The following is a 14,753-nucleotide window of genomic DNA, read 5'->3' as shown; positions in this document are numbered from 1 at the left end:
AAATAATGGCAAAAACCATAAAAAAAATTGGTGTAATGACTTCTGGAGGTGATTCTCCAGGAATGAATGCTGCAATACGTTCTGTAGTAAGAGCATGTGCATATCATAATATAGAATGTTATGGTATTTATAGAGGGTATGAAGGTATGATCGAAGGCGATTTTATTAAAATGAATGCTCGAAGTGTAAAAGGAATTATTAATAAAGGAGGAACCATATTAAAATCGGCACGATCTAAAGAGTTTAGAACTAAAGAAGGAAGAGTAAAAGCACATGAACAACTAATAAAGGCAGGTATTGATGCCTTTGTCGTAGTTGGAGGTGATGGAAGTTTTACTGGAGCAATGATTTTTAATCAAGAATTCAACTTTCCAGTAATGGGAATTCCAGGAACTATTGATAACGATATTTTTGGTACAACACACACACTAGGTTACGATACTGCATTAAATACAGTTGTAGAAGTAATCGATAAAATTAGAGATACAGCTAGCTCGCATAACCGTTTATTCTTTGTAGAAGTAATGGGTAGAGATGTTGGTCATATAGCATTAAATGTTGGTATTGGCGCTGGAGCGGAAGAAATTCTAATCCCAGAAGAAGATTTAGGATTAGATAGACTTTTAGAATCTTTAAGAAGAAGTAAGCAATCTGGAAAATCTTCAAGTATTGTCGTTGTTGCCGAAGGTGATAAAATTGGAAAAAGCGTTTTCGAACTAAAAGATTACGTCGAAGAAAATATGACGGAATACGAAGTAAGAGTATCCGTTCTTGGGCACTTACAACGTGGAGGAGCACCTTCTTGTTTCGATAGAGTTCTAGCTAGTAGAATGGGAGTAAAAGCGGTAGAATGTCTTTTAGATGGTCAAAGTAATTATATGGTGGGACTAAAAAATGATGTAATAGATATAACACCATTTGATCAAGCTGTAAAAGGTAAATCAAAAATTAATATGGAACTCCTTAGAGTTTCAGACATCATGTCAATATAAATTAAAAAAATAAAATTAAACGTGTGTCTAATTAAAGACCACATAATCAGTAAATAAATTATGTCAACATTAAAATTAGGAATTAACGGATTTGGTAGAATTGGAAGAATTGTTTTCCGTGCAACTGTAAAAAGAGACAACGTAGATGTTGTAGCAATAAACGATTTGCTAGATGTAGAACATTTAGCTTATTTATTAAAATATGATTCTGTTCATGGAAGATTTGATGGTACTATCGAAGTAAAAGATGGTAACTTAATTGTAGATGGAAAAACCATTCGTGTAACAGCAGAAAGAGATCCGAAAAACTTAAAATGGGACGAAGTTGGAACAGATGTAGTTGCAGAATGTACTGGAATTTTCACAACTTTAGAAACCGCACAATATCATATAGATGGAGGAGCTAAAAAAGTAGTTATTTCAGCACCAAGTAAAGATGCTCCAATGTTTGTAATGGGAGTAAATGATAGCAAGTTAACAGCAAGTGATAATATTGTTTCTAATGCATCCTGTACTACTAACTGTTTAGCTCCAATAGCTAAAGTATTAGAAGATAACTTTGGAATTGAAGAAGCATTAATGACAACTATTCACGCTGCTACTTCTACACAATTTACAGTAGATGCACCTTCAAGAAAAAACTATCGTTTAGGTCGTTCTGCACTAAACAACATCATACCTTCTACAACAGGAGCTGCAAAAGCAGTAGGTAAAGTAATTCCAGAATTAGATGGGAAATTAACAGGAATGGCTTTTAGAGTACCAACTGTAGATGTATCTGTAGTAGATTTAACTGTAAAAACAAAAAAAGAAACTTCTTTAGAAGAAGTTAAAGCGGCATTTAAAAAAGCTGCAAATGGAGAAATGGAAGGTGTTTTAGGTTATACCGAAGAAGCTGTAGTTTCTCAAGATTTTGTAAGTGAAACAAGAACTAGTGTTTTTGATGCAGATTCAGCAATTGAATTAAATTCAAAATTTTTCAAATTAGTTTCTTGGTATGATAATGAGTTTGGATATTCTAATAAATTAGTAGATTTAGCTTTAAAAGTTAATTCACTTTAATTAATATAATTTAAAAAAGCTGCTCATACATTATGAGCAGCTTTTTTTTTACTTTTAGCTTATGATTTTAATAGTAGATAGTGGCTCTACAAAATGCGATTGGATTGCAGTAGACAACAAAGGAAACCAATGTTTTGAAAAAGTAAGAACTAAAGGATTAAATCCGGCAATTCTTCCAGAAAAAAAACTAAAAAAAACCATAAAAAGTAGCGAAGTTCTTATGCAAAGTAAGAAAGAAGTAACGCATATATTCTTTTATGGAGCAGGTTGTGGAACCGAAAAACCAAAAATGCTCTTAAAGGGTGTTTTAGAATCTATTTTTAAAAATGCTATTGTAGAAGTACAAGAAGATACTATGGCGGCAGTAAGAGCAACACTAAATACTAAAGACGAAGCTGCTGTAGTTTGTATTCTAGGTACAGGATCTAATTGTAGTTTTTTTGATGGACAACTATTACATCAGCGTGTAAATTCTTTAGGTTATACACTTATGGATGATGCTTCAGGTAATTATTTTGGTAAGCAATTAATTCGTGATTATTATTTTAATCATATGCCAGAAGATTTAAAAGTAGCTTTTGCTGGTAAGTATAATGTAGAATCCGATTATATTAAATACAATTTATATAAACAACCAAACCCAAATGCATACTTAGCTGCATTTGCAGAGTTTATGTTTTTAAATAAAGAATCTTCTTATATTAAAGAATTAATTAAATCAGGAATTCGTGTTTTTGCCAAAAACATGATTTTTCAATTTAAAGAAGAATTAAAAACGGTTCCAGTACATTTTGCAGGTTCTATAGCATTTTTCTCGCAAGAAGAAATAAAAGAAGTTGCAGCAGAATTAGGTTTTACTGTTGGCAATTTCGAAAGAAGACCAATTGAAGGTTTATTAAAATTTCACGCAAATAATTTAAGCTAATGGAAATTGCAATTATTGCACATGATGGAAAAAAAGCAGAAATGGTTCAGTTTTTAAACGAACATAGAGATGTTTTACTGCAAAAGCAAATTTCCTTAATTTCTACTGGTACCACTGGAAAAAAAGTTAAAAAAGCTGGATTTGAAGTTACCAGATTACTTTCTGGACCACTTGGTGGTGATGCGCAAATTGCAGCTAGAGTGGCAGAAGGTAAATGCCATATGGTTTTGTTTTTTAGAGACCCTTTAGAAAAACATCCACACGAACCAGACGTACTTATGTTAATGCGTCTATGTGATGTGCACGACGTTCCTCTTGCAACGAATCCTAAAACAGCAGAATTATTAATAAAAGGAATTAAGTTATAAGAATTCTAAAAATTAAATTTATCTTGTAAAGCATAAAAAAAAAGTGCTTTGCAAGAAAATATTACTCAAAATAGTTACGACACAATAATTATTGGTTCCGGAGTTGGAGGATTAACCTCTGCAATTTGTTTAGCTAGAGCAGGACAAAAGGTCTTAGTTTTAGAACAGCATGATGTTCCTGGCGGTTGGTGTCACAGTTTTTACTTAAATGGTTACCGTTTTACTCCAGGTGTACATTACGTTGGTCTAATGAGCCCAGGAGAATCTTCAAACCAATTATATTCTGGTTTAGGTATTGCAAATGACATTGGGTTTTATAGAATGAATCCTAAAGGGTTTGATCATTGTTGGATTGGCGAAGAGCGCTTTAATTATTCTGCAAATTGGGAAGAATTTCAACAAGATCTTATTACTCGTTTTCCACACGAAAAAAAAGGGATTATAAAGTACTTAAAACTGATTCGAAATGTTGGTAGACAATTACAACTTATACCTAAAGTTAAAGGGTTGTGGCAACAATTAACTATTCCGTTCCGAACCAAACATATGGGTAAATATTCTCCATTTACTTTAAAACGTGTAATTAATTGGCACGTTAAAGATCCATTACTTCAAAATATATTAAATATACAATTTGGTAATCATGGCTTGCCTCCTGGAAAAGCAAGTTTTATCATGCATGCAGCCATTATGTGTCATTATGCAGAAGGTGGGTTTTACCCAATGGGTGGAGGTGGAGCTTTAGTAAAAGCGATGACGAATAAAATAAAATCCTATGAAGGAAAAGTAAAAACAAGTGCTTCGGTTAAACGTATTTTATTAAAAGAAGGCTCAAAAAATAAAAAGGCTATTGGAGTAGAATTAGCTTCGGGAGAAAAGATTTATGCAAATCGTATAATCTCGAATGCCGATCCAGGAATTACTTATTTAAATCTTATTGGAAAAGATAATCTAAGTACTAAATTACTAAAGAAACTCAACAAAACAACATATTCTTGTACTTCATTAATGCTGTTTTTAACAGTAGATATGGATGTGAAAAAAGCAGGTTTAGACTCCGGAAATATTTGGCGAATTCCAAACCAAAACATGGATGATTCTTTTAAAGACATGCAAAAGAAAGACATTTTAGATGGCGAAGAATTCTCTGGAATGTTTATTAGTTGTACCTCCTTAAAAGATCCAATTAGTTTTGATGGTCGATATCACACTTTAGAAGCAATTACCTATATTCATTATGATGCTTTTGAAGCATTTAAAAATGAAACAGAAGAACGTTCTCAAGAATATCTTGTCTTTAAGGAGCAAATTATTCAAAAGTTTTTAGTCACTTTAGAAAAAGTAATTCCAGGAATTTCAAATAAAATTGTTCATAAAGACTTGGGTACACCAATGACTAACGAATATTATATCAACTCTACAGAAGGAAGTGTGTACGGAACCGAAAAAAGCCTACGACATATTGGTCCTTTTTCGTATAAACCTAAAACCGAAATTGAAAATTTATATATGTGTGGAGCTTCCATTGCTGCTCATGGTGTTACAGGTGCTGGTTATTCTGGTGTGCAAACAGCAGCAACTATTTTAGGTTGTCAGCAAGATGATTTATTAAAAGAAGATGCTACACAAGAATTGCGAATTTTTGAAGCAGAAGACCCTTCTAATTATCCAGATTGGATGCTTAAAAAAATGGAAGTTAAGAAACTGCGACTAGCTAAAAATGACGTGTTTGCAAGTGCTGAAAAATAGAGGTATTATTAAAAATTAACTCTCTGTTAAACTTTTATAAGCGTGTGAGTTTCTATTTTTTTCTTTTAGAAAGCATGTTTAAATACAAGTTCTCCACTTTAGTTCTAGCCCAAGGTGTTCTTCTTAAAAATTTTAAACTGGATTTAACAGAAGGATCATGTGTAAAACAGCGAATATTTATTGTGTATCCTAAATATTCCCAACCATAATGTCCAACTAAATCATTAATAATTTGTTCTAGTTTTACACCATGTAAAGGATTGTTGGGTTGTGTGCTCATAACAGTCATTCCTGTGAATGCAGGAATTTCATTCATTTTATTTATTTACAAGGGCTAATATTTTTACTGCTTTTTCAAAATGATCTAACTTATGCGTCATAATCCACCAAGTAGCAGCTTCCATTAGTAATTCTGGATTATCATTTTTATTGGCAAAAAAAGCATAAAAAGACAAACCTACATTGTCTCCTTTTTGCTGAATTTTTAAATTACAAACCTTAATTATTTTATCTTTTAAAGCTTTTGTCATTGTATATTAATTTCTACTTCGTCTAGAGTTTCGGTTTCTATTACTAGTATTAGATTTATTTCCTTCTTTTTTATTCGAATTGCTTCTTCCTCTTGAATTAGAATTACCAGAACGAGCATTTCTATTTCTTCCTTGACCTTGCTTTTTAGGAGCTGTGGGTTCATTTGGATCTGGTTCAAAACCTTCTAATGTTTCTGATGGTATTTTCATACCAACTAATTTTTCAATATCGCGTAAATACCCAAGTTCTTCTGTGCAAACTAACGAAAGCGCTTCTCCTTTTGCTCCTGCACGACCTGTTCTACCAATTCGGTGTACATAATCTTCAGAAATGTTTGGTATTTCATAATTTACAACATGAGGTAATAAAGGTATATCTAATCCTCGTGCTGCAATATCTGTTGCTACTAAAACACTTATAGTTCCGCTTTTAAAACCTTTTAAAGCTTTTGTTCTTGCTCCTTGACTTTTATTTCCATGAATTGCAGCAGCAGAAATACTAGCTCCTAATAATTTTTTTGTCAAGTTGTTTGCACCATGTTTGGTTCGTGTAAATACTAATACTTGATCCCATTGCCCATCAATAATTAGCTTTAATAATAAAGCTGCTTTTTTTGATTTGGCAACACGATATACTTTTTGATTGATAGCATCAACCGTTGAATTTTCGGGAGTTGCTTCTACTTGTGCAGGATTATTAAGTATACTATTAGCCAGTTTTTTAATGTCTTTGCTAAAGGTTGCCGAAAACATTAAATTTTGTCTTTTAGCTGGCATTAATTTCATGACACGTTCAATATCTCTTAAAAATCCCATGTCCAGCATTCTATCTGCTTCGTCTAAAACAAAAATTTCTACACGTTTTAAGGATAATAATCCTTGACTTTCTAAATCTAATAACCGTCCAGGAGTAGCTACTAAAACATCTATACCTTGACGTATGGTTGCTACTTGTGGTTTTTGATTTACACCTCCAAAAATAACAGCAGATCTAATATTTGTAAATTCACTGTATTCTCTAACATTTGCATATACTTGTGCAGCTAGTTCTCTTGTAGGTGTTAGTATTAAAGCACGAATTGGTCTGTATTTTTGTTTCGGATTCTCTGAAAGTAAATGCAATAATGGTAAAGTAAAACCTGCAGTTTTTCCTGTTCCTGTTTGTGCAGAAGCCAAAACGTCGACTCCTAATAATACTGGAGGTATTGCTTTTTGTTGAATTGGACTTGGAGTTGTATATCCTTTTTTTTGGATAGCTTTCAATAAGGCTTCTGATAAGCCTAAAGATTTAAATGACATATAGTAATTGTTGAATGACAAATTATATATGTCATTTTTATAAGTTGCAAAGGTACGTTTATTTATTTGGTGTATTGGTTTATTCTTTAGTATAAACTTGGTTTTCTTGTTCTGCAACACGAATAAAAGTAGTTCTTTTGGTAAGTTCTTTTAAACGAGAAGCACCAACATATGTACATGTACTTCGTATGCCACCAAGAATATCTAATAGGGTCTTTTCTACTTTTCCTTTAAAAGGTACAGAAACCGTTTTTCCTTCGCTAGCTCTATATTCGGCAACGCCACCAACATGTTTTTTCATTGCAGTTTTTGAGCTCATACCATAAAACTGTTTGTATTGTTTTCCGTTTTGTTCTATTAATTCGCCACCAGATTCTTCATGTCCTGCTAACATACCGCCAAGCATAACAAAATCAGCAGCAGCACCAAAGGCTTTTGCAACATCACCAGGAATGGTACATCCACCATCACTAATTATGTGTCCTCCTAAGCCATGCGCAGCATCAGCACATTCTATAATTGCAGAGAGTTGCGGATAGCCAACACCTGTTTTTACACGTGTAGTACAAACACTTCCTGGTCCAATACCAACTTTAATAATGTCTGCTCCAGAGAGTAGAAGTTCTTCTACCATTTCGCCAGTTACTACATTTCCAGCAATAATCACCTTATCAGGATATTGTGCTCTAGTATGTTTTACAAAACTTACAAAATGTTCAGAATAACCATTGGCAACATCAATGCAAATAAATTTGTAGTTTGGGTTTATTTTAAATATTGCAGCTAATTTTTCAGCATCATTTTTTCCTGTTCCAGTACTAATTGCAATGTATTCTTCAATTCCTTTTGGTGCGTTTTTAGAAAATATTTTCCAATCTTCAATAGAGTAGTGTTTGTGTATCGCTGTAAATAATTCTTTTTTACTTAAAGCTAAAGCCATTTCGAAAGTACCAACAGTATCCATATTTGCAGCCATAATTGGTATGCCTTTCCAAATTGTTTTACTATTTAAGAATTTAAATTCTTGTTGCAAAGATACTTGCGATCTACTTTTTAAAGTTGAGCGTTTTGGTCTTATCATGACATCTTTAAAACCGAGTTTGATATCGTATTCTATGCGCATTTTGGTAGAAGTTTTGGATTACTTTCAAATGTAAATGATATTCTATAGTTGTAAAAATGAAATTTCGTTTTTGGAAGAATTAATTGTTAACAAGTGTTGATAGGTGTTTAAAATAATAAAACCTCACGAAGTCGCTTGGGTGACTGTCTCGTGAGGTTATCTTTTATTTAATTGAGAATATTATCTCTTTATTGTTTTAAGCTTTTCTTGCTTAACGGTTTTACCATCTTTTTTGTAGTAGTAAAAATCGTCATTGTTATAATCGTTATGGTTATTATCCCAATCATTATTGGAAGCGTAACCAGAATTAAAAACATTATAACCTTGGTTACTATAATTAACATGACCAGTAATTGCAATTATATTATTGTTTCTGTCATAACGTATTTGTAAACCACCAACTTGTGTTAATAAACCTTGTCTGTTATAATTGATATAAACAGAACCTAAACGTTTTACTTGACCTTCTCTGTTGTAGTTAACAAATACATTTCCAATTCTACGTACTTTACCATCTCTGTCATGGGTTATAATTACTCCACCTGTAGGTCTAATGCTAGAGTTACTATACGTTACTCTAGTTCCAGGAGCTCCAAAAGTGGTATTTACACTTCTTGTACGTGTAGTTGTAGTCCTAGGGTTAGGCGCTCTATAATATGTGTCACCTTGTGTGTAGTCAAGATTTGTATTAAAATCGAAACTTCCATCAGGAAAGATTAAGAACTCCACACCACGCTCTACAAACTGAATTGGTTGTATAAAACTGTAGCGTGAAATATTTAAATCTTCACCTTGTTTTTGTGTTGCAGTAATTTTTTCTGCTGCGGTTACAGTTGTTAATGTCATTAACATTCCTGTAAATAATAGTACTAATTTTTTCATAGTATATAGGTATTAGATTATGCCTACTCATTTAGCTTTTCGGCTTACGCTATTTGTTTTGTTAGTTTCAATTGTCGTGCCAAAAACGTATAAGCTTGATTGTTAGTATTTTAACACGTGTGTTTTATTGTTTACTTTTTTATATTTTTATGAAAACTTACCAAAAACCATGTCTGTTCAAATAAAAGATTGTAAGAATTGCGAAAAACCTTTTGATGAAGCTTATGAATTTTGTCCGCACTGTGGACAAAAAGATAAAGACGATTTAACTTTAGGTCTTTTATTTTATAACACGATAAGCAATTATTTTTCTTTTGATGCTCGTTTTTTTAAAAGCTTTTTCCCATTACTATTTAAACCTGGTTTTTTAGCTGAAAAATTTATAGCAGGTAAACGTTTATTGTATTTACATCCTGCTCAAATGTATTTATTTGTAGCCATTGTTTTTTTCTTTTTAAATTCTTTTAGAATTAATAGGATGTCTTCTGAATTTGATAAGGGAATTGGAAAGGTTTTAAATCAAGTTCAAGATATAGATACTAATACAGGAGATTTTAAAATCGACTCTATTAATTCCATTATGTTAGCAGATAGAATGAAACAAGATTCTATAGATAGAATAGAGGTTAAAAAAGTTTTAGAAGAAAATAAAATTTATACAGGATTTTCTGAGAAACAAATAGATTCTATAGTTTCAAGTGAAAATTTTAGAGCTGTAGATTTTTCTTTTGATTTTACAAAAAAGTTAGACTCTTTAATAGCAAAAGATACTCCAGATGCAATTATTTATAAAGAATTAGGACTAAAAAAAGACGATGGAAATTTAACGAAACGTCTTTATAGGCAAGGAGTAAAGTTTTATAAACAACGAAAAGTTGGAGGGATTTTTCAATCTTTTTTTGATACGATGTCTATTGCCATGTTTTTTATATTACCAATTTTTGCATTAATACTCAAGTTGTTTTTTAGAAAAACTGGTCGCTATTCACATCATTTGGTATTTAGTTTTTATTACTTTTCTTTCTTGTTCACTGTTTTTAGCCTTATTGTAGGAGTGAATTATATAATTGAAATTCCAAATTGGATAGATTGGCTAATTGTACTATCTACTTTTATTTACCTTTTTTTAGCAATAAAACGTTTTTACAAACAAGGTTGGTTTAAAAGTTATTTAAAAACAAGTCTTATAACTCTATTATTTTTTCCTGTAGCATTAATTGCTGGATGTATAGTACTTGTGTTTGCAGTAATGCTATTTTAAAGTTTCTCTTTTAAATATTTCCCTGTAACCGATGCTTTAACTTTTACAATCTCTTCTGGAGTTCCTGCTGCTACAAGTTTGCCACCATTTTCACCACCTTCCGGACCTAAATCTATAATGTGATCTGCGCATTTAATTAATTCTAAATTATGCTCTACAACAATAATGGAATGTCCTTTTTCAATTAAAGCATAAAAGGATTTTAATAATTTTTGAATATCATGAAAGTGTAATCCAGTAGTAGGTTCATCAAAAATGAATAAAGCATTTTCTTGTCGGGAACCTTTTCCTAAAAAGGTTGCAAGCTTAATACGTTGTGCTTCTCCTCCCGAAAGGGTAGAAGAGCTCTGACCTAAAGTAACATAGCCTAAGCCTACATCTTGTAATGGTTGTAATTTGGTTTGAATTTTTTTCTGCTCATGCGCTGTAAAAAAAGCTATGGCATCGTCTATAGTAAGATTTAAAATATCATCGATACTTTTATTTCCAAAAGTAACTTCTAAAACTTCCTTTTTAAAACGCTTTCCTTTACAGGTTTCACATTCTAAATGCACATCTGCCATGAATTGCATTTCAATAGTAACTTCGCCTTCCCCTTTACAGGTTTCACAGCGTCCTCCGTCTACATTAAAACTAAAATGCTTGGCAGCATAGTTTCGTATTTTACTTAATTTCTGATTTGCGTACAAAGCACGAATATCATCATAAGCTTTTACGTAGGTTACCGGATTAGAACGTGAAGAACGACCAATTGGGTTTTGGTCTATAAACTCAATATGTTTAACATTGGTGTAGTTTCCTTTTAATTCAGAAAACTGTCCAGGTTTATCTCCAAAGCCAGTTAAATGTTTTTGTATTGCTGGGAAAAGAATCTTTTTTACAAGCGTACTTTTACCGCTTCCTGAAACTCCTGTAACTACCGTTAACATATTTAAAGGAAAAGTTACGTCTACATTTTTAAGGTTGTTTTCTCTTGCTCCTATAACTTCCACAGCATATTTTGAGGTTCTTCTTTTTTGAGGTACTTCAATTTTTAGCGCTTCATTTAAATATTGTGCAGTTAAAGAATCTGAATTTAATATATCTGCAAATGTTCCTGTAGCTACAACATTACCTCCAAAAGTTCCAGCTTCTGGACCAATATCAATAATTTCGTCTGCTTCTTTCATGATATCTTCATCATGCTCTACAACAATTACAGTGTTTCCTAAATCGCGAAGTGCTTTTAAAACTACTATTAAACGTTCTGTATCTTTTGGATGTAGACCAATACTGGGCTCGTCTAAAATATACATAGAACCAACCAGGCTACTACCTAAAGAGGTTGCAAGGTTGATGCGTTGACTTTCTCCCCCAGATAACGAGTTAGATTTTCTATTTAAAGTTAAATAATCTAAGCCTACATTAGATAAAAAAGAAAGCCTGTTGTTTATTTCTTTTAAAAGCCTTTTTGCTATAGTTTCATCATAATCATTGAGCTCTAATTGCTTAAAGAAAACAGCCAATTTATTTAAAGGCATTTCTACTAAATCTGTAATTGTTGCACTACCAATTTTAATAAAATCAGCTTCTTTTCGTAAACGTTTTCCGTTACAAATTTTGCATTTTGTTTTTCCTCTGTAACGCGATAGCATTACTCGGTTTTGTATTTTGTATGCTTTGCTTTCTAATTCAGCAAAGAAATCGTTAAGACCTTCAAAATGTTCGTTTCCTGTCCAGATAAGCTGTTTATGTTCTGGAGTTAATTCAAAATAAGGTTTATGAATAGGGAAATTAAAATGATGTGAATTATTGACTAATTGGTCTTTATACCAACTCATAGTTTCTCCTCTCCAAGGGAAAATAGCATTTTCATAGACAGAAAGTGCTGTGTTAGGGATTACTAAATCATCATCGATACCAATAACATCACCATAACCTTCACATTTTGGACAAGCACCATACGGGTTGTTAAAGCTAAACAAATGCACGTTAGGTTCTAAAAACGTAATACCATCCAGTTCAAATTTATTGCTAAATTGTTGTTGTTTATTATCACTTAAAGTTTCTAAAAAACATTCTCCTTTTCCTTCAAAAAAAGCAGTTTGCGCGGCATCTGCTAGTCGGTTATAAAAATCTTCGTCGTCTTTAGTAATAATTCTATCTACTACCAAGAAAATATCTTTTACATCTTCTTTTATATCTTGAGTTTCATCTAGTCTAATAATCTTATCCTTCACTTTAATTCTTGCATAACCTTGCTGATTTAAAACTTTCAATTTGTCTTGTAATTTTCTTCCTTCTTCAAGAAAAATGGGAGCGAGGAGCAAGAGTTTTTCGCCTTCAGCGAAAGATTTTACATATTTAATTACATCTGCAACGGTATCTTTTTTTACTTCTTTTCCAGATTTTGGCGAGTATGTTTTTCCTATTCTAGCAAATAAAAGTTTCAGATAATCGTAAATTTCTGTTGTTGTACCTACTGTAGAGCGTGGATTTGTAGAATTCACTTTTTGCTCAATAGCAATAGCAGGAGCAATACCTTTTATATAATCTACTTTTGGTTTGTTTAAACGTCCTAAAAACTGCCTAGCATAACTAGATAAGCTTTCTACATAACGTCTTTGTCCTTCTGCATACAAAGTATCAAAAGCTAAACTAGATTTTCCAGAACCAGATAAACCTGTAATAACTACTAATTTATTTCTAGGGATTACGACATCAATATTTTTTAGGTTATGCAATTTTGCACCTTTAATGATGATATTTTTTTTTGGATTTACTTTAGAAATATTAGTGTTCATAAGCTTTTAAAGGAATAATTCTGCAAAGATACTATAACTAGTTCAGCTTAAAAAATAGATTATTGTGTAATAAAATGTTAAAAAAAGTATTTATTTTTTGTTTTTTAGGAATGATTCTTGTTATATTTGACTCATACTAACATAAATAACAAAATACTAGCTTATAGCATAACATTACTTTTTAAATTTTAACCCCAAGTATTAGAAGGTTTCCTTCTGTGCAAAAAAGTAATCATTATGCAAAAAGAACTTATAACCGACGCTACTCTTGTTAGTAACTACATTAAAGGAGATGAAGGCGCGCTAGGAATTTTAATTACTAGACACAAACAACGAATTTACAGTTTTATATACTCTAAAGTATATGATAAAGATATTGCTGAAGATATTTTTCAGGATACCTTTATTAAGGTGATACGAACTTTAAAACGAGGTTCTTATAATGAAGAGGGTAAGTTTTTACCTTGGGTTATGCGTATTTCTCATAATTTAGTTATTGATCATTTTAGAAAAAGTAACAGAATGCCAAAGTTCAGTAATAGCGGTGAGTTTAGTATTTTTTCGGTATTAAGTGATAGTGCTTTAGATGCAGAAAAAACACTAATTAAAGAACAAGTAGAACGGGATGTTAGACGTGTTATGGATGAGCTTCCTGAAGACCAAAAAGAAGTTTTGGTAATGCGTATGTATAATGATTTAAGTTTTAAAGAAATTTCTGAAAAAACTGGTGTAAGCATAAACACTGCTTTGGGAAGAATGCGTTATGCATTAATTAATATGCGTAAAATTATTGATAAGCATAATATTATTTTAACAAACTAACAATAATATAAAGTTTGTTTCGTTTTCAGTGTATAACTAAAACATTTTAAATGGCAAAACTTTACTCTCAAAACCCCAAAAGGGAAAAAATTAAAAGGAACCCTAAGCAGGAAACAGTAGATTTTCTTCTTAATTATTCTAAGGCATTGAATGTCTTAAAATTTAATAATATGAATTTTGAAACAGTTCTTAACTAAATAAAAAATCCTGAATTAATTTTCAGGATTTTTTATTCCAGTTACTGCAGGAATCTATATACTGTATTCTTACAACAGTAGTAGGTATTAGTTTTTAGCATAATACTCCTTTAAAACGGAAGCTCTTCCTATCGTTTTAGTAATAATATCTTTTTCTAAATCCCAACCACGCGCTGGAGAATATTCTCTACCATACCAAATAATTTGTAAGTGTAAATCATTCCAAAGCTCTTTAGGGAAAATACGTTTCGCATCTTTTTCGGTTTGATTAACATTTTTTCCATTGGTTAAATTCCATCGATACATTAAACGATGAATGTGAGTATCTACAGGAAAAGCTGGTACTCCAAAAGCTTGACTCATCACTACACTTGCTGTTTTATGTCCAACAGCTGGAAATGCTTCTAAAGCTTCAAAACTTTGTGGGACTATTCCGTTATGCTTTTCAATTAACATTTTAGATAATCCGTAAATACCTTTACTTTTCATAGGAGACAAGCCACAAGGTCTAATAATTTCCTTGATTTCTTCTACAGATAATTTCACCATATCATAAGGATTATCTGCTTCAGCAAATAACAAAGGTGTAATTTGATTTACTCTAACATCTGTACATTGTGCAGAAAGCAAAACAGCAATTAATAAAGTATACGGATCTTTATGGTCTAAAGGAATTGGAATTTCTGGATATAGCTTGTTTAACGTTGTTATAACAAAATCTACTTTTTCTTTTTTGGTCATTATTGTATCTTTGGTAACA

14 protein-coding genes are annotated in these 14,753 nt (G+C 31.7%); 7 read left to right on the top strand and 7 right to left on the bottom strand.

Features of this window, described 5'->3' with window-relative positions:
- Window positions 1-5: 5 nt before the first annotated feature.
- The 5 genes from pfkA to ACVC3Y_RS11560 all read left to right on the top strand — a co-directional run bounded on the left by pfkA (window position 6) and on the right by ACVC3Y_RS11560 (window position 5,096).
- Window positions 6-992, top strand: a complete 987-nt coding sequence (gene pfkA / locus ACVC3Y_RS11580; protein WP_303423724.1) for a 6-phosphofructokinase — start codon at window positions 6-8, stop codon at window positions 990-992.
- Window positions 993-1,052: 60 nt separating this feature from the next.
- Window positions 1,053-2,054, top strand: coding sequence for a type I glyceraldehyde-3-phosphate dehydrogenase (gene gap / locus ACVC3Y_RS11575; protein WP_452226973.1), 1,002 nt, complete (start codon window positions 1,053-1,055; stop codon window positions 2,052-2,054).
- 61 nt (window positions 2,055-2,115) lie between these two features.
- A complete protein-coding gene (locus ACVC3Y_RS11570) occupies window positions 2,116-2,979 on the top strand; it encodes an N-acetylglucosamine kinase (RefSeq protein ID WP_303423720.1) in 864 nt (287 codons plus the stop codon).
- A complete protein-coding gene (locus ACVC3Y_RS11565) occupies window positions 2,979-3,347 on the top strand; it encodes a methylglyoxal synthase (RefSeq protein ID WP_303423719.1) in 369 nt (122 codons plus the stop codon). The genes ACVC3Y_RS11570 and ACVC3Y_RS11565 overlap by 1 nt, the downstream gene beginning before the upstream one ends.
- Before the next feature lie 48 nt (window positions 3,348-3,395).
- Window positions 3,396-5,096 (top strand): phytoene desaturase family protein, encoded by a 1,701-nt coding sequence (locus tag ACVC3Y_RS11560; RefSeq protein ID WP_303423717.1) that lies wholly within the window; start codon window positions 3,396-3,398, stop codon window positions 5,094-5,096.
- Between the two features lie 52 nt (window positions 5,097-5,148).
- On the opposite strand, the gene ACVC3Y_RS11555 is transcribed toward ACVC3Y_RS11560, so the two are convergent.
- The 5 genes from ACVC3Y_RS11555 to ACVC3Y_RS11535 all read right to left on the bottom strand — a co-directional run bounded on the left by ACVC3Y_RS11555 (window position 5,149) and on the right by ACVC3Y_RS11535 (window position 8,930).
- Window positions 5,149-5,376 (bottom strand): VF530 family protein, encoded by a 228-nt coding sequence (locus ACVC3Y_RS11555; RefSeq protein ID WP_452227133.1) that lies wholly within the window; start codon window positions 5,374-5,376, stop codon window positions 5,149-5,151.
- A 37-nt stretch (window positions 5,377-5,413) separates the two neighbouring features.
- Window positions 5,414-5,626, bottom strand: a complete 213-nt coding sequence (locus ACVC3Y_RS11550; RefSeq protein WP_303423715.1) for a DUF6500 family protein — start codon at window positions 5,624-5,626, stop codon at window positions 5,414-5,416.
- A gap of 6 nt (window positions 5,627-5,632) precedes the next feature.
- Entirely contained in the window at window positions 5,633-6,925 is a 1,293-nt protein-coding gene (locus ACVC3Y_RS11545) for a DEAD/DEAH box helicase (protein WP_452227132.1), read from the bottom strand.
- Between the two features lie 79 nt (window positions 6,926-7,004).
- Window positions 7,005-8,048: a GMP reductase gene (locus tag ACVC3Y_RS11540; protein ID WP_452226972.1), complete on the bottom strand. Its 1,044-nt coding sequence runs from the start codon at window positions 8,046-8,048 to the stop codon at window positions 7,005-7,007.
- Window positions 8,049-8,228: 180 nt separating this feature from the next.
- Window positions 8,229-8,930 carry a hypothetical protein gene (locus ACVC3Y_RS11535; RefSeq protein WP_303423709.1) on the bottom strand — a complete coding sequence of 234 codons (702 nt, stop codon included), beginning with the start codon at window positions 8,928-8,930 and terminating at the stop codon, window positions 8,229-8,231.
- Window positions 8,931-9,099: 169 nt separating this feature from the next.
- Here ACVC3Y_RS11535 and ACVC3Y_RS11530 point away from each other — a divergent pair, with 169 nt between their 5' ends.
- Window positions 9,100-10,191, top strand: coding sequence for a DUF3667 domain-containing protein (locus ACVC3Y_RS11530; RefSeq protein WP_452226971.1), 1,092 nt, complete (start codon window positions 9,100-9,102; stop codon window positions 10,189-10,191).
- Here the strand turns inward: ACVC3Y_RS11530 and uvrA are convergent.
- Window positions 10,188-12,974, bottom strand: a complete 2,787-nt coding sequence (uvrA, locus tag ACVC3Y_RS11525; protein ID WP_452226970.1) for an excinuclease ABC subunit UvrA — start codon at window positions 12,972-12,974, stop codon at window positions 10,188-10,190. The two genes, ACVC3Y_RS11530 and uvrA, sit on opposite strands and share 4 nt — an antisense overlap.
- A 237-nt stretch (window positions 12,975-13,211) precedes the next feature.
- On the opposite strand from uvrA, the gene ACVC3Y_RS11520 reads away from it, so the two are divergent.
- Window positions 13,212-13,796: an RNA polymerase sigma factor gene (locus ACVC3Y_RS11520; RefSeq protein WP_303423703.1), complete on the top strand. Its 585-nt coding sequence runs from the start codon at window positions 13,212-13,214 to the stop codon at window positions 13,794-13,796.
- A gap of 284 nt (window positions 13,797-14,080) precedes the next feature.
- Here the strand turns inward: ACVC3Y_RS11520 and ACVC3Y_RS11515 are convergent, their stop codons facing one another.
- Window positions 14,081-14,734 (bottom strand): endonuclease III domain-containing protein, encoded by a 654-nt coding sequence (locus ACVC3Y_RS11515; RefSeq protein ID WP_303423701.1) that lies wholly within the window; start codon window positions 14,732-14,734, stop codon window positions 14,081-14,083.
- Window positions 14,735-14,753: the final 19 nt, after the last annotated feature.

The sequence above is a fragment of the Lacinutrix cladophorae genome, assembly GCF_053604645.1.
The sequence above is the reverse complement of the archived record's forward strand: the minus strand, read 5'-3'. Positions and strand labels throughout refer to the sequence as shown.